This is a genomic window from Halomicrobium sp. HM KBTZ05, from assembly GCF_041530035.1.
In the GTDB taxonomy this organism is placed as follows: Archaea; Halobacteriota; Halobacteria; order Halobacteriales; family Haloarculaceae; genus Halomicrobium.
Window position 1 is genome coordinate 509,517 of record NZ_CP168057.1, and the last position, 13,495, is coordinate 523,011.

Here is a 13,495-nt window from a genome sequence, read left to right on the forward strand (position 1 = left end):
ACGATAGTCTCAGAACTCGCCGCTGACGATAGCCGCGACGCGCTGGCGGTCGAACAGCTGTTCGTCGACGCCGTAGACCTGCCGGGCCGCTCGCTCGGTGAGGACGAGGTTCGTGATCGGCCCCTGGTACAGCGGACCGCCGCGGTACACGTCACCGTTCTCGACTGCGGTGAGCTTGCTGGCGACCTCGTGGTTCTCCATGTGGGCGACGACGGTGTCCTCGAAGGCCTCGCGGCTCTTTCCTTCCTGCCCTCGGAACATGATGTTCTCGGGATCGATCTTCAACAGCGTCTCGAAGTCGATCCGGCCACGGCTCTCGTGGAAGTCCTGTACGTCGGTCTCGGCCAGCGCGTCCCGGACGCCGAGGTCGCGCCACTGCTTGAAGCTCGTCCCCTGGCTGATGAGGTAGGGAGAGAACTTCTCGGGCTCGTCGCTGCCGGCCCACATGATCGCGACTTCGGGACGCTCGCCTTCCGGCGGAACGATGTCGTCCAGCGAGGACTGGAACTCCTCGTGCAGGGCGTCGAAGGCCTCGAAGCGGTCCCGTTGCTGGAACACCGCCGCGAGCTTCTCGAAGGCCTCGTACAGGTCGTAGTACTGGTAGTCCTCGTGCCAGCTGTACCCGCCGGAGAAGATGCTGTTGCCGAAGAAGGGCGCGACGGTCTCGGCGACCTCGTCGACGTCGCTTTGCTCCCAGCCCTTGAAGCGGTTCTGCAGGAAGTTCGGGTCGATGACGTGTACGTCGCCCTCCAGCGCGTAGAACCGCTCTTTGCTGACGCCGTCCTGATACAGCGCGGTCATCTCGTCGGTGTCGACGCTGACGCCGGGAATGTCGTCGTAGTAGTGGGTGTGATAGCGGCCGGGCAGCCAGACGCCTTCGGGTGGCTGCTGGCCCAGTGCGATCCCCATGTCGGCCCAGCTGCCGTTGTTGGCGACCCAGGTCTCGGGGACCGCGTCGAACTCGACGGTCCCGACCGGCTCCATGGAGACCGAGTAGCCCGTGTCGGCGGCCGTCTTCGTGGGCGTGTCGGTCGCCTCGGAGCCCGCGTCTGTGGTGTCGACTGGCGTGTTCGTCTCGGTCGACGTGCTATCGCTCGTGTCTCCACCGCCGGTCGTTTCGGTACAGCCAGCGAGCGCGGCCGCACCCAGTGTCGCTCCGGTTTTCAGTACGGTTCGCCGCGTCCGCGATCGGCGTGATTCGTCCGTCATCGAATTTTAGGCTTGCCTAAAAATACTAAAGGGTTCCGAACCTAACTGGTGTCGTGCTGCCGGAGATAGAACCGTTCAGCAGTGCAGACCCGATTTCTGGAATTTTTCTGGTCTACTATCAGAAAACAATCATTCCGAGAGAGCCCGCTGGGGAAGGATCTGCAACTCCGGCTCGTGCTGGATGCGGGCCTCGACGCCGAACACGTCGGCGAGGAGCTGCTCGGTGACGACCTCGTGGGGCGGCCCCCAGTCGTACAGCTGGCCGTCTCGCATCGCGACGAGGTTGTCGGCGAAGCGGGCGGCCTGCGCGATGTCGTGGAGGACGACGGCGACGGTCACGTCCTCGCGCTCGTTGAGCTGTCGGACCGTCTCCAGCACCCGAAACTGGTGGTGCAGGTCGAGGAACGTCGTCGGCTCGTCGAGCAAGAGCACGTCGGTCTGCTGGGCCAGCACCATCGCGATCCAGGCCAGTTGTTTCTGGCCGCCCGAGAGCTGCCCCAGTTCGGTGTCTCGCAGGTGTTCGACGCCCGCCTGCTCCAGGGCTTGCTCGACGGCCTGGCGATCCTCCGGGCCGACGGCGTCGAAAAAGCCTCGGTGAGGGTAGCGACCGTGGTAGGCCAGGTCTTCGACGGTGATCGAATCGGGCGACTCGTTCTCCTGGGAGAGCACGCCCAGTTCCCGCGCCAGCTGAGACTGCTGGAACGTCTGGATGTCCTCGCCGTGGAGTCGGACCGTCCCGGCCTCGGGTTCGAGGTGGTTCGCCAGCGCCTTCAGCAGCGTCGACTTCCCGCTCCCGTTGGGGCCGACCAGTGCCGTCACCTCGCCTTCCGGCACGTCGAGACGGGCACAGTCGACGACGGTTTCCTCGCTGGTCGGATAGCGCAAGTCGAGGTCCTCGGCGACGATCGCACTCTCGATCGGCACCCCGTCGGCGTCGGTAGCCCACTCCCGGACCGTTCCGGGCTGGTCGTCCAGTTCCGCCATCAGATCTCACCCATCTGTTGCTGTTTGCGCATCAGGTACAGGAAGTACGGGCCACCGATCAGTCCCGTCACCACGCCGACCGGGACCTGTACCGGACTCAGCGCGAGGCGTGCGCCCACGTCGGCGACGACCATCAGCGCGGGTCCGGCGAACAGGCAACCGATCATCAGCCGGCGGTAGTCGCCCCCGACGACGTTGCGCACGATGTGGGGGACGATCAGCCCGACGAAGCCGACGATGCCGGCGACGGCGATGGCCGTACTGGCCGCGAGAATCGCGACGCCGGACAGCAGGAAGCGCACCCGCTCGACTCGCATGCCGAGCGACTGAGCGGTGCGTTCGCCGAGCAGGAGGACGTTGAGCTGTCGCGCGCCGGCCAGCGCGAGCACGATCGCGAACGTCGCCGGAACGATCGACAGCCGCACCTGCTCCCAGTCGGTGCCGGTCAGCGAGCCGGTCGTCCAGGCGATCGCCGACTGGACGACCCCGAGGTCGTCCGCGAAGAAGAACAGGCCGGTCTGGAGCGACTGGAAGACGGTGCCGACGATGACGCCGGCAAGCACCAGCCGGACCGGACTGGTCCCGCCCTTCCAGGCGATCGCGTAGACGAGCGCGAACGCGACGGTCCCGCCGGCCGCCGCGATCAGCGGCAGGAACGGCGCGAGGCCGCTGAACACGACCAGCGTCAGCAGGACGGCCAGCCCCGCGCCGGAGCTGACGCCCAGGATGTAGGGACTGGCGAGTTCGTTGCGGGTCACCGCCTGGAAGATGGCACCCGAGACGCCGAGCGTCGCGCCGGTGACGACGGCGACGAGCACTCGCGGGAGGCGAATGTTCCAGACGATCAGCGATTCGTTTGTCATTTCGGGCAACTCTCCGCCCAGCAGGAGGGCGTTCCAGACGGCGGGGTCGAAGACGATCGAGGGGTCGAACACGGAGCGCCAGGCCGTCGCGATCGTCATCGAGTACGAGCCGAAGCTCACCTGTAGCAGTCCCGCGAACAGTGTGACCGCCGCGCTGGCGAGACAGAAGGCCGCGAGACGGCCGGTGAGCCAACTGCGCTGGTGGCCCGCCTCGGTGGGCGTGTCGGTTGGGTGGGTCCCGGCCATGTATATTTTAGGTGTCCCTAACATCACTTGTATCAGTTCCGGTTTATTCGGCACGCCTAAAATTCGCAAGGCATTTATCTTTTTAGGCAAGCCGAAAAGCAATGGCAGACGACCACTCCTCGACACGCCGACGGTTCGTCGCGAGTTCGATCGCCGCCGGGACGGCTCTCGCGGGCTGTGCGGGCAGCGACGCGACGGAACCAGACGGCAGCGACGGATCGACCCCCGACGACACGGCCCAGCCTCGGACTCGGACGGAGACGACGACCGACGCCGGTCACACCGCGACGCTGTCGCCGGCCGGTACGGTGTCGTTCGACGCCGTCCCCGAGACGGTGTTTACCGTCTACCCGCAGTACCTCGATATGGCCGTCGCGCTGGGTCACGGCGACGCGGTCCAGAGCGTCTACGTCCCCGAGATGTCCGGGACGACGATGAACCACTACTACCATCACCTCGACGGCGTCTCGCTCGATTGGGAGCGGCTGTCGGACCCGCTCGCCGACGGTTTCTCGAAAGAACGGCTGTACACCCACGACGCCGACGTCCACCTGACCGATCCGGCGTGGGTCACGACACAGGACAACTGGGACACAGACGACATCGAGGAGGTCGCGACCCAGCTGGGTCCGTGGTTCGGGAACTTCTACAGCGGGACCCACGGCCAGCCGCCCGAAGGGTACGACGACTACCAGTACTACGACCTCTGGGAGCTGTTCGGCGCGGTCGCCGACGTGTTTCGAGAGCGCGAACGCTACGAGGCGCTGGCCGCCGTCCACACGGATCTCGTCGAGCGGATCCAGTCACAGCTCCCGCCCGTCGAGGACCGGCCGACCGCGGTGCGTGCGACCCTCTCGGGCGACGGCGAGACTTTCTGGACGTACCACCTCAACGAGCCCGGCTACTGGCTGGCCGACACGCGCCCGCTCGGTGCGACCGACGCCTTCGCCGATCAGGACTGGGGCGGCCTCTGGGGGACGGTCGACTACGAGACGATGCTGGAAGCCGATCCGGACGTGTTCCTCCACCTCTGGGGGATGACGCCCGACTACAGCATCACCGACACGCGCACGCGACTCGAAGACAGCGCCTCCGGCAGCCAGCTCTCGGCGGTCGAGAACGATCGCGTCTACCCGGCGGGGATGCGCTACCAGGGGCCGATCATGAACCTCTTCCAGCTGGAGATGGGTGCCAAACAGCTCTACCCCGAGATCTTCGGCGAGTGGCCGGCCTACACCGACGGCGACCACTACCCGGAGATCCCCGAGGGCGAACGGCTCTTCGACCGCCAGCGAGTCGCCGAGATCGTCACTCGCTGACGTGTCGACCGGTGGTGCTCGACCGAGACGTTCCACAGCCGACCGAACGATTCGACGCTGCTATACTCACTCCGAACACGACCCAGACACATGCCCGAACACTACGACGTACTGATCGTCGGCGGCGGCGTCGCTGGCCTGTCGGCCGGCGTCTTCACCGCTCGCGCCGACTTCGAGACGCTCGTACTCGACGCTGGCGGCTCGATCCTCCGGCGCAACGCCCACTTGGAGAACGTCCCCGGCTTCCCCGCCGGGATCGACGCCCGCCAGTTCCTCGATCTGCTGGGCGAACAGGTCCAGCGGGCGGGAGCCCAGCGGCGGCTGGCGACCGTCGAGACCGTCACCCACTCGTCGGACGGCTTCACCGTCGAGACCGACGCCGGAGAGCGGTACACGAGCGACTACGTGATCGCGGCGACGAAAAACGAGACGAGCTACCTGAGCGAGATCGACGGCGTCGGTCTGCTCGACCGGGGCAAGACCTTCGTCGACACGGACGAGCACGGACGCACCGGCGTCGAGGGCCTCTACGCGGCCGGTCGGCTGGCCGAGAAACCCCACCAGGCCGTCGTCTGTGCCGGCCACGGGGCCGAGGTGGCCGTGACGCTGCTGACCGACGACGACGCGCCGTTCTACCACGACTGGGTCGCCCCCGAAGGCTACTTCACCGACCGCGGTCGCGACCTGCCGCCGGGATGTGAGGAGATCGACGCCGACGAACGCCGTCGGCGGGAAGAACGGGCTCGGGAGCGACTACGCGAGACGCTCGCCGAGCCCCACCCGGAGCCGCCGGAGACGCACCCGAGCCTCACCGAGTGACGCCGTCGTCGCTACTCTCTGTCTCTGCCCTCGGCTCGCCTGCGCCAGCGGCGCTGTAGCCGTCGCTCGCTGACGTGTCGTTCGCCGTCGGCGAGGTCCGCCCGAATCGCCGCTTCGAGCGTCGCTACGTCGTCGACGAACCCCGTCCGGGCCGCGTCGACGAGTTCGTAGGTCCACCGGTCGTCGACGAATCCCGTCGGGAGGATGTCCTCTCGCAACGCCTCGGCGTACGCCTCGTGGCCCGCCTCAGAGAGCAGTTCGCGGGCGGCCTCGAAGTGGTCCATCCCGTGGCCGATGCTGTGGTGACAGGCCAGCAGCGACCCGTACCCTCGGTGGACGTGTTCGACACCCAGCTGCAGCCGGTGCAAGGCCGCCCGTTCGGTGTCTGTCAGCTCGGAGCGGTCGACACTGTGTGACATATGTTACCGTACGGACTCCGGTGCCGAAACCGTTCCGCCCGTCGAGGACCCGATCTCGCCGCGTGGTGGGCGTCACACGAACGCCAGACGGTCGTCTGACGAGGCTATTTATCCGCGGGGGCCATCGCTCCCACCCGATGGACGAGGCGTACCTGGATCTGGAAGCCGTGGAGCTCGAACTGGACGAGGAGCTGCTCGACGCGATCGACGAGAAGGCCTTCGCCGAGCACCGCGACAACCGCGAGGCGGCGATCCGCGACCTCCTGGACGAGTGGCTCAAAGAGCGCGACGGGGAGTGACGCCGCCGGACGCGTCGCCCGGTTTAGGCGGTGCGAAAAAATATAAAAATTTTGAAAAGTTTGAAGTGGGTCGGGGACGAACCACTGAGTATGAGTCAGAAACAGTCGACCCTGAAGCAGGCCGGTACCGTCGAAGCCAGCGAAGCACTCCGACTCGAACAGGAGAAAGTCGAGCAGATCGTCGACGCGCTCAACGCCGACCTGGCGAACGTCTACGTGCTGTACCACCAGCTCCGAAAGCACCACTGGAACGTCGAGGGTGCCGAGTTCCGCGATCTCCACCTGTTCCTCGGCGAGGCCGCAGAAGAGGCCGAGGAGGCCGCCGACGAACTCGCAGAGCGCGTCCAGGCGCTGGGCGGTGTCCCGCACGCGAGCGCCGCGACGCTCGAATCCGAGGCGACCGTCGAGCCCGAGGACGAGGACGTGTACGACATCCGAATCTCGCTGGCCAACGACGTAGAGGTGTACGGCGAGATCATCGAGTCCGCTCGGAGCCACATCGAACTCACCGAGGGACTCGGCGACCACGCCAGCGCACAGATGCTCCGCGAGCAGCTGGTCGAGCTGGAGGACGCGGTCCACCACATCGAACACTACCTCGAAGACGACACGCTCGTCACCGAGAGCGCGATGCAGTAAGCGTTCGGCGACCGACACCCCACACTTTTAGGCGCGGCTAAACAAACGTCGAACAGCGACGGGACTCTCGTCTGCCGGCGGCCGCGATCACCCGAAGCTTTAATTTTAGGTGTGCCTAAAATACGGGTATGGCAACGACGACTGCGCCCGACGACAGCGCGGGCGAGCCGGCGACAGATCGCCCGTCGATCGACGTGTGCGAGACCTGCCCCGGGACGCGCACCTTCATCGAGTCGGACAACACGGAGGGGTGGATCGCGACGGACCTCGTCGTCGACGTGCGCCGCTGAGCCCGATGGAGCGCGTCGCTCAGTACCTGGTCGTCGTCTACGATCGAGAACGGACCGACGGACCGCCGGTCGAGCCGGGCACCGTGGCACGGACGATGGGTCGCTCTCCGTCGGCAACCACGGAGATGCTCCAGCGCCTCGCAGACGACGGACTCGTCGACTACGAACCGTACGAGGGCGTCACGCTGACCGATCGCGGGCGCGAGCGGGCGACCGAGCTGTACGACACCTACCGGACGCTGTCGGCGTTCTTCGAGGAGGTGCTCGAACTGGACGCTCCGGAACGAGAGGCCCGCGAGGTCGTCGACACGGTCAGTCCCATCGTCGCCGACCGACTCGACGACCTCCTGCTGGACGGCGACGAGAGCGTCCCGGCCCAGTGACACGGCGGCGAGTGCTGCCGCAATTACCGTTTGTCAGCCCGACGCAGACGGTGCGAGCGACGGTCTCGCCTCGCCGATCAGTCCTCGCCGGTGAACTCGACTGCTGCCTCCAGTTCGATCTCGATGCCGTCGCCTTCGAGAGTCGCCTCGTACTCGGTCGCGTCCTCGATCTCGGCTTCGAGTTCGGCCGTGTCCAGTTCTACCTCGACTTCCACGTCGACGGCGACGTCTTCGGAGTCCATACGTAGTCACTCGACCCGACGACACTACACCGTTACGACGCTCCCGCCGATCGGCAATCTTTTAGGCTAGCCGAATCGAGTGTGGGCGATGAGTGACCGGTTCCGTGTGACGGTCGAACACGACGGCGAGACCGAGACGGCGCTGTTCTCGGACGGCGAGTGCGCGCTCTCGGCCGGCGACGCGACCGCCCGATTCGACCTCGGTGAGAGCGCGTCGGACGACGACGGCCCGGTAGTCGGAGACGACCCCAGACGGATCGTCGACCTCGACGCGGTCCCGTCGGACTCGACCATTCGGTTCGAGGCCCGCGGCCCGTCCCACGGCGTCGACTGCATCCTGCGGCGGATCGACGACGCGGTCGTCGCCTGGCGCAACTCCTGTCCCCACCGACCGGCGGTCCCGCTCGATCCGGGGACCGGCGCGATCGTCCGCGGCGACGATCTCGTCTGTCACAAACACGGTGCGCAGTTCTCCGGCGGCGAGGGGACGTGTACGCACGGTCCCTGTGCCGGCGACGCGCTCGACGCGGTCGCCGTCGCGGTCGACGACGACGCGGTCTACCTGACCGACGACCGGTTCGAGTCGGCCCGCGTGCTCGGTCAGTAGCGCTCTTCGACCGACGAACTGAGCACCTTCGCGGCCGTCAGGACGGGGTCCCAGACGGGCGAGAACGGCGGCGCGTAGGCCAGGTCGGACCGCTCCAGTTCTCCCACGGTCGCGTCCTGTTCCAGCGCCATCGCGACGATGTCGATCCGGATCGCCGCGCGGTCGGTGCCGACGATGGTCCCGCCCAGCAGACGGCCGCTGTCCCGGTCGGCGACCAGCGTCACCGTCGTCTCGGCCCCGCCGGGGTAGTAACCCGACCGCGAGCCGGCGGTGATCGTCTCGCTGACCGGATCGAAACCGGCGTCGCTGGCCGCTTCGTGATCGACGAGGCCGGTCCGGCCACACTCCTGCTCGAAGGCCTTGACGACGGCGGTCCCCGCGATGTCGCCCACCGGCGTCGGGTCGCCTGCGACGGTCGCGCCGATCGCTCGCCCCGCCCGGTTCGCAGTCAGGCCCAGCGGCACCCAGTCGTGCTCGCCGGTGACCGCGTGGCGCATCGTCGCACAGTCGCCCGCCGCGTAGACGCCGCCGACGTTCGTCCGGCCGTAGTCGTCGACCGCGACGGCGTCGGCGACGCCGGTCTCGATCGGCGTGTCGGCGAGGAGGTCCGTGTTGGGGCGGATCCCGATGCCCACGAGCACCAGATCGATCGCCAGCGACGCGCCGCCGGCACAGACGAGGCGCTCGACTCGGCCGTCGTCGCCGTCGAGGCGCTGGACCTCCTCGCCGAGGTGGAGCGTGACGCCCTCGGCGGCGAGTTCTGCCTCGACGACCTCGGCGACCGCTTCGCCGAAGGGCGGGAGGACGTGCTCGCCACGCTGGAAGAGGTGAACGTCCAGCCCGTGGGCGCTGAACGCCTCTGCCATCTCGATGCCGACGTAGCCCCCGCCGACGATCGCCATGGTCTCGGGGGGCTCGAACGCGGCGTAGCGCTCGACCAGTTCCCGGTCGACGAACTCCTCGCCGCCCACGTCGGCGACGGCGTCGACCGCCGGATCGAGCAGGTGCGCACGGACGGCCGCGGCCGAGTCCAGCCCGTGCATCGTGTGGACGCCGTCGAGACCGCTCCCCTCGATCGGCGTCGTGACCGCACGCGCGCCGGTCCCGATCAGGAGGTCGCCGTAGGGCTGTTCGAGACGGTCGCCCGCGCTCGTCTCGACGGTGAGGACGCGTTCGTCGCTGTCGATCGCCACGACCTCGTGCCCTCGGCGGAGGTCGATCCCGCGCTCCCGGATCTCCGCGGGCGACAGCGACAGCAGCTCGTCCAGCCGTTCGACCTCGCCTTTCACGAAGTAGGGCATCCCGCAGTGCGAATAGGACACCCACGACCCCTTCTCGAAGACGATCACGTCCCGCTCTGGCTGTTCGCGCTTGCACTTGCTGGCGGCGCTTAGGCCGGCTGCGTCGCCACCGATCGCGACGAACGGATCTGGCATGGTTCGAGGTTCGACGGCCACCGCCTTAGCAACGGGGTGCGGTCGAGCAACTCCTGTGGACTCACCGATCGGATCGGGGCGGCGTGTAGAAGGTGACCGTCCGCAGCGGCTCGTCGCCGTCGTTCTCGATCGCGTGGGCCTCGCCGGCCTCGATCAGGAGCAGGTCGCCGGCCTCGATCCGATTGTCCGCGCCGTCGACGGTCGCGACGCCCGTGCCCGCGACGACGTAGCACCACTGGTCGCTGTCGGCGTGGACGTTCTCCGGGCCACCGACGGTTCGGCCCGGCTCGACGGTCATCTCGGCGGCCTGGGCCTCGTCGGTCTCCATCGCGATCGAGAAGTACTGCTCGAAGTCGAGGTGGGCCTGTCGCATGTCCGCCCGTCGACCCGGCCGCCGGAAATTCGTTTCGTCCCGTCGGTCACCCCTCGACTGCGAGTCGCTCCGCGACGAACGCCGTCGCGTCGGGTACGACACGAGCGTACCGGACGACGCTGTCCAGTCTCGGCTGCAGCCGCTCGGGCGCGACTCTGGACGGCGACCGGTCGAGCCGCCGCCGGACGCCAGAGAGCACCTCGATGGCGGGCGTCGCCAGTGCGACGGCAAGCGGCCGTGGCGTCGCGGCGACGGCGTCCTCGACGGCACTCACGGCCGACGCGTGGGCCGACTGGACCGTCTCCTCGGTCACTGCCGTCCGGTACTCGCCGCTCTCGATCTCCGTGACGACCCGGTCCAGCGCCTCTGCTGCGACCAGCCCGCGCCCCGACTCGATCACGGCCGTCGCGTAGTCGTGGCGATCGCGGGCCTGGTCCGCGTGCTCCGTGCGCCAGTCGACGGCGTCGGACGCCTGCCGAAACAGATGCCGGGTCGGCGGCTCTGTGGCGGCGTCGGCGTCCAGCACCGACGCTTCGGCGTCGACGTACTCCGCGACCCGATCTCGGGTCGCCCGAACGGAGTAGTCGAGGCGCTCGCTCGCCGCCGCCAGGTGGGACCGCCAGGCGGTGCCGTCCGTGGCGTCGACGAAGGCGTCTCGTAGCCGACGCGCGTCGGCGGTCTCGATCCCGGCCGTCTCGACGGCCTCCCAGCGGTCGCCGACGGCGAAGACGGCGGCCTGTGGCGGTTCGGCGAACGGCGAGCGCGGGCCGAGCCGCTCGTGTGCCGTGTCGAGCAGTGACTCGACGGTCCCGAACCCGACCGTCGCAGCGACGGGGTCCGGCGCTCGATAGTCGAGACTCGCTTCGACGGCCGCACGCTCGGCCCGGACCTCGTCGTACCGATCGCGATACGCCCCGCGGTCGGCGTCGCCGCTCGCCGCTTCGTACGCTCGCCGGACGTTGACGGCGTCCCCACGACGGTCGCGCCACGTCGCCAGGCGCTCTCGGGGCGCTCCCTCGGCCGACGAATCCAGCTCCGTCGCGACTCGCGCTCGCTGCTCGCGCAGCTTCTCGGTTATCGCGCCGTTGGGCACGGACAGCTCCGGCGGTACGCGCTCTAGCGTCTCACGCGCCGCTGTCCGGTGGTGCTCGATCGCACTGCTCGGGACGGACAGCGGATTCGTGGCCGGCACCGACGGCGCTTCGCGTTCTCGAATCGCCCGCGCGATCGCGTCGTCGTCGATCTCCGGTTCGTCGTCCCCGTTCGACGGGAGCGCCGAGCAGCCCGCCAGCGCGCTTGTTCCGACCCCGATCGCCGTCAGGAACCGACGGCGACTGAGCCGGGTCATGGCGCTCCCTCCGTGGGATCGAACGGCTCCGGACGCGGTGGCCGGCCGCAACTGCTGCTCGTGCCCGCGCCGTGACCGGAGAATCGATCGCCGGCAAACGGGAACCTGATCGCGAACCCCGTCGTCTCGTAGGCCGTGGCCCGACACTCCACGTCGGCGGGTCGCAGCGTCTGGCAGAACTGCGCCGACGGCCCGCTGGTGTCGACTTCGACCCACTGGAGACGGACCTCGGAGCACGCTCGAATCGCCGTCGTGAAGAGGTACACCGACTCCTCGCCGTCCAGCGCCGTCGCCTCGGCGAACGACGCCAGCGTGCGTGCCTCGCTCGTCTCCGCGAACGTCACGTCGTCGAGGTCGTCGCCGCTGGTGAGATAGGTGTGCCTGTACACCCGCGACCGATCGTCGGTCTCTCTCGGCGTCGGGAGCGTCTCGCCTTCGGTGAACAGCGCTTTCCCGTCCGGATTGCGGACCGACGCCACCTCGTACTCCGTCACTCGCTCTCGGCCGTCGCCGGGCTGTTCGTCGCTCGTCTCCGCGTTCCACTGGCAGCCAGCGAGCGCCGCGACAGTACCGCCTGCGATCGCCGCGAGACACTCGCGGCGGGAGGGCTCGACCATGTTCTCTCCTCCGACCACACCTCACAAACGTCTTGGGGACGCCCACTCCGGACTGCGCTGGCCGTCGCCTCACCGGCGCTGTCAGGACAGCGTCACCGTCTCGCCCAGCGTCGGCGCACTGGCGTCGTGGCCCTCGGCTCGCAGCTCTCGGGCGAACGACTCACAGCGGTCCCCGTGGTTGATCAGCAGCCGGCTGTCTCGGTACGCGTCGAGGAACGACAGGAGCCCCTCGCGGTCGGCGTGGGCAGAGAAGTCGTACGCCTCGACCTGCGCGCTGACGGGCATCACGCGGCCGTCGATCTCGGCGCTGCCGGTTTCGAGGAGGTCCCTGCCCGGCGTCCCCTCGACCTGGTAGCCGGTCATCGCGATCGTGTTGACCGGCTGGTCGGCGATCGCCGGGACGTAGGTCATCGCCGGCCCGCCCGAGAGCATCCCGCTCGTGGTGACGACGACGGCGTTCTGGTCGGCGATCCGTCGGCGCTGGCCGTCCCGGCCGTCGACGAAGCGGGCGTTCGAGACCGCGTCGCGGAAGGCGTCGGCGTCCCGGAGGAACGCGGGGTGGTGGCGCAACTGCTCGATGACCCGCTGGCCCATCCCGTCGACGTAACAGTCGATGTCGTGGGCCGCACAGACGAGCATGATCTCCTGTGTGCGGCCGATGGCGAAGGCAGGGACGACGACGGTCCCGCCCTGCCAGACGGTCGTGCGCAGCGTCTCGACGAAGGACGCTTCCACGTCGCCCCGATCCTCGTGGCTCACGTCCGAGTACGTGGACTCACAGATCACGGCGTCGGCGTCGGGGCGGTCGGTCGTCGCCGGGACGAGGCGCTGTCCGCTCACGGGCGCTTCGCGCCCGTTCGCGCGGCCCGAGGCGGCGTCGCCGCCTCGACGCTCGTCCGTGTGGAAGTCCCCGGTATAGAGGAGGCGCGTCTCACCATCTTCCACGAGGACGTGTGCGCTCCCGGGGATGTGGCCGGCGTCGTAGAACGTCACCTCGTAACCGGCCGCCTCGAACGGCTCGCGGTAGCCGTGGGTCGCAGAGACCTCGCCGATCCGGCGCACGTCGTTCTCGGTGAAGGGGCACCGCGGGCTCCCGCCGTGTAGCTTGAGCGTGTCTTCAGCCAGCGTCAGCGCGAGCTCTCGGGTCGGTGGCGTCCAGTGGACGGGGGGCTGTTCGGTCCCCGAGAGCAGCGCCGGCACCGCGCCGACGTGGTCGAGGTGGCCGTGCGAGACGACGACGGCGTCCGGGTCCACGTCGCCGACGGGGTACTGCGGGGGCGACTCGCTGGCCATGCCGTAGTCCAGCAACAGCGAGTCGTCGATCAACACGGCACTGCGACCGATCTCGCCGGCTCCGCCCAGAAACTCGACCTGCATCGATCAATCCTCACGCCGCTGGCGC

General features: G+C 68.4%; 17 protein-coding genes. 7 read left to right on the forward strand and 10 right to left on the reverse strand.

The features are described from left to right. Nucleotides 1-9 precede the first annotated feature (9 nt). The 3 genes from ACAH01_RS02700 to ACAH01_RS02710 form a co-directional block, all read right to left on the reverse strand. The gene (locus ACAH01_RS02700; protein ID WP_372480149.1) at nt 10-1,209 is read right to left on the reverse strand and encodes an ABC transporter substrate-binding protein; all 1,200 of its coding nucleotides are present in this window, start codon (nt 1,207-1,209) and stop codon (nt 10-12) included. 129 nt (nt 1,210-1,338) lie between these two features. Further along, complete coding sequence (locus tag ACAH01_RS02705) at nt 1,339-2,193, reverse strand: ABC transporter ATP-binding protein (protein ID WP_170092662.1); 855 nt, start codon at nt 2,191-2,193, stop codon at nt 1,339-1,341. Next, nucleotides 2,193-3,302 (reverse strand): iron ABC transporter permease, encoded by a 1,110-nt coding sequence (locus tag ACAH01_RS02710; protein WP_170092661.1) that lies wholly within the window; start codon nt 3,300-3,302, stop codon nt 2,193-2,195. The genes ACAH01_RS02705 and ACAH01_RS02710 overlap by 1 nt, the downstream gene beginning before the upstream one ends. Before the next feature lie 101 nt (nt 3,303-3,403). On the opposite strand from ACAH01_RS02710, the gene ACAH01_RS02715 reads away from it, so the two are divergent. Beyond that, the gene (locus ACAH01_RS02715) at nt 3,404-4,621 is read left to right on the forward strand and encodes an ABC transporter substrate-binding protein (protein ID WP_372480150.1); all 1,218 of its coding nucleotides are present in this window, start codon (nt 3,404-3,406) and stop codon (nt 4,619-4,621) included. A 90-nt stretch (nt 4,622-4,711) separates the two neighbouring features. Then, nucleotides 4,712-5,440: an FAD-dependent oxidoreductase gene (locus ACAH01_RS02720; RefSeq protein WP_372480151.1), complete on the forward strand. Its 729-nt coding sequence runs from the start codon at nt 4,712-4,714 to the stop codon at nt 5,438-5,440. 11 nt (nt 5,441-5,451) lie between these two features. Here the strand turns inward: ACAH01_RS02720 and ACAH01_RS02725 are convergent, their stop codons facing one another. After that, entirely contained in the window at nt 5,452-5,859 is a 408-nt protein-coding gene (locus ACAH01_RS02725; RefSeq protein ID WP_372480152.1) for a hypothetical protein, read from the reverse strand. Nucleotides 5,860-5,996: 137 nt separating this feature from the next. Between ACAH01_RS02725 and ACAH01_RS02730 the strand changes: the two genes are divergently transcribed. The 4 genes from ACAH01_RS02730 (at nt 5,997) to ACAH01_RS02745 (ending at nt 7,470) form a co-directional block, all read left to right on the forward strand. Further along, the gene (locus ACAH01_RS02730) at nt 5,997-6,158 is read left to right on the forward strand and encodes a ribbon-helix-helix protein, CopG family (RefSeq protein WP_170092657.1); all 162 of its coding nucleotides are present in this window, start codon (nt 5,997-5,999) and stop codon (nt 6,156-6,158) included. A 90-nt stretch (nt 6,159-6,248) separates the two neighbouring features. Then, nucleotides 6,249-6,797: a DNA starvation/stationary phase protection protein DpsA gene (gene dpsA, locus ACAH01_RS02735; RefSeq protein WP_372480153.1), complete on the forward strand. Its 549-nt coding sequence runs from the start codon at nt 6,249-6,251 to the stop codon at nt 6,795-6,797. 128 nt (nt 6,798-6,925) lie between these two features. Continuing rightward, nucleotides 6,926-7,087: a hypothetical protein gene (locus ACAH01_RS02740; protein WP_170092655.1), complete on the forward strand. Its 162-nt coding sequence runs from the start codon at nt 6,926-6,928 to the stop codon at nt 7,085-7,087. A 5-nt stretch (nt 7,088-7,092) separates the two neighbouring features. Further along, on the forward strand, nt 7,093-7,470 hold the full coding sequence (locus ACAH01_RS02745) for a metal-dependent transcriptional regulator (protein WP_206039095.1): 378 nt from the start codon (nt 7,093-7,095) through the stop codon (nt 7,468-7,470). 77 nt (nt 7,471-7,547) lie between these two features. Here ACAH01_RS02745 and ACAH01_RS02750 read toward each other — a convergent pair whose 3' ends face one another. Next, nucleotides 7,548-7,712: a hypothetical protein gene (locus ACAH01_RS02750; RefSeq protein ID WP_170092654.1), complete on the reverse strand. Its 165-nt coding sequence runs from the start codon at nt 7,710-7,712 to the stop codon at nt 7,548-7,550. An 88-nt stretch (nt 7,713-7,800) separates the two neighbouring features. Between ACAH01_RS02750 and ACAH01_RS02755 the strand changes: the two genes are divergently transcribed. Next, nucleotides 7,801-8,319: a Rieske (2Fe-2S) protein gene (locus ACAH01_RS02755; RefSeq protein ID WP_372480154.1), complete on the forward strand. Its 519-nt coding sequence runs from the start codon at nt 7,801-7,803 to the stop codon at nt 8,317-8,319. On the opposite strand, the gene ACAH01_RS02760 is transcribed toward ACAH01_RS02755, so the two are convergent. The 5 genes from ACAH01_RS02760 to ACAH01_RS02780 all read right to left on the reverse strand — a co-directional run bounded on the left by ACAH01_RS02760 (nt 8,313) and on the right by ACAH01_RS02780 (nt 13,470). Continuing rightward, a complete protein-coding gene (locus ACAH01_RS02760) occupies nt 8,313-9,755 on the reverse strand; it encodes an FAD-dependent oxidoreductase (RefSeq protein WP_372480155.1) in 1,443 nt (480 codons plus the stop codon). The two genes, ACAH01_RS02755 and ACAH01_RS02760, sit on opposite strands and share 7 nt — an antisense overlap. Nucleotides 9,756-9,816: 61 nt before the next feature. Beyond that, complete coding sequence (locus tag ACAH01_RS02765; RefSeq protein WP_372480156.1) at nt 9,817-10,128, reverse strand: cupin domain-containing protein; 312 nt, start codon at nt 10,126-10,128, stop codon at nt 9,817-9,819. Nucleotides 10,129-10,174: 46 nt separating this feature from the next. Further along, nucleotides 10,175-11,476 (reverse strand): hypothetical protein, encoded by a 1,302-nt coding sequence (locus ACAH01_RS02770; RefSeq protein WP_372480157.1) that lies wholly within the window; start codon nt 11,474-11,476, stop codon nt 10,175-10,177. Continuing rightward, entirely contained in the window at nt 11,473-12,093 is a 621-nt protein-coding gene (locus ACAH01_RS02775) for a hypothetical protein (RefSeq protein WP_372480158.1), read from the reverse strand. The genes ACAH01_RS02770 and ACAH01_RS02775 overlap by 4 nt, the downstream gene beginning before the upstream one ends. 81 nt (nt 12,094-12,174) lie before the next feature. Continuing rightward, nucleotides 12,175-13,470 (reverse strand): MBL fold metallo-hydrolase, encoded by a 1,296-nt coding sequence (locus tag ACAH01_RS02780; protein ID WP_372480159.1) that lies wholly within the window; start codon nt 13,468-13,470, stop codon nt 12,175-12,177. Nucleotides 13,471-13,495 lie beyond the last annotated feature (25 nt).

What these genes read in the sequence shown, in the direction of transcription:
- ACAH01_RS02700 (WP_372480149.1), bottom strand. Translation starts at nt 1,209, where the DNA reads ATGACGGACGAATCACGCCGATCGCGGACGCGGCGAACCGTACTGAAA.
- ACAH01_RS02705 (WP_170092662.1), bottom strand. Translation starts at nt 2,193, where the DNA reads ATGGCGGAACTGGACGACCAGCCCGGAACGGTCCGGGAGTGGGCTACC.
- ACAH01_RS02710 (WP_170092661.1), bottom strand. Translation starts at nt 3,302, where the DNA reads ATGGCCGGGACCCACCCAACCGACACGCCCACCGAGGCGGGCCACCAG.
- ACAH01_RS02715 (WP_372480150.1), top strand. Translation starts at nt 3,404, where the DNA reads ATGGCAGACGACCACTCCTCGACACGCCGACGGTTCGTCGCGAGTTCG.
- ACAH01_RS02720 (WP_372480151.1), top strand. Translation starts at nt 4,712, where the DNA reads ATGCCCGAACACTACGACGTACTGATCGTCGGCGGCGGCGTCGCTGGC.
- ACAH01_RS02725 (WP_372480152.1), bottom strand. Translation starts at nt 5,859, where the DNA reads ATGTCACACAGTGTCGACCGCTCCGAGCTGACAGACACCGAACGGGCG.
- ACAH01_RS02730 (WP_170092657.1), top strand. Translation starts at nt 5,997, where the DNA reads ATGGACGAGGCGTACCTGGATCTGGAAGCCGTGGAGCTCGAACTGGAC.
- dpsA (WP_372480153.1), top strand. Translation starts at nt 6,249, where the DNA reads ATGAGTCAGAAACAGTCGACCCTGAAGCAGGCCGGTACCGTCGAAGCC.
- ACAH01_RS02740 (WP_170092655.1), top strand. Translation starts at nt 6,926, where the DNA reads ATGGCAACGACGACTGCGCCCGACGACAGCGCGGGCGAGCCGGCGACA.
- ACAH01_RS02745 (WP_206039095.1), top strand. Translation starts at nt 7,093, where the DNA reads ATGGAGCGCGTCGCTCAGTACCTGGTCGTCGTCTACGATCGAGAACGG.
- ACAH01_RS02750 (WP_170092654.1), bottom strand. Translation starts at nt 7,712, where the DNA reads ATGGACTCCGAAGACGTCGCCGTCGACGTGGAAGTCGAGGTAGAACTG.
- ACAH01_RS02755 (WP_372480154.1), top strand. Translation starts at nt 7,801, where the DNA reads ATGAGTGACCGGTTCCGTGTGACGGTCGAACACGACGGCGAGACCGAG.
- ACAH01_RS02760 (WP_372480155.1), bottom strand. Translation starts at nt 9,755, where the DNA reads ATGCCAGATCCGTTCGTCGCGATCGGTGGCGACGCAGCCGGCCTAAGC.
- ACAH01_RS02765 (WP_372480156.1), bottom strand. Translation starts at nt 10,128, where the DNA reads ATGCGACAGGCCCACCTCGACTTCGAGCAGTACTTCTCGATCGCGATG.
- ACAH01_RS02770 (WP_372480157.1), bottom strand. Translation starts at nt 11,476, where the DNA reads ATGACCCGGCTCAGTCGCCGTCGGTTCCTGACGGCGATCGGGGTCGGA.
- ACAH01_RS02775 (WP_372480158.1), bottom strand. Translation starts at nt 12,093, where the DNA reads ATGGTCGAGCCCTCCCGCCGCGAGTGTCTCGCGGCGATCGCAGGCGGT.
- ACAH01_RS02780 (WP_372480159.1), bottom strand. Translation starts at nt 13,470, where the DNA reads ATGCAGGTCGAGTTTCTGGGCGGAGCCGGCGAGATCGGTCGCAGTGCC.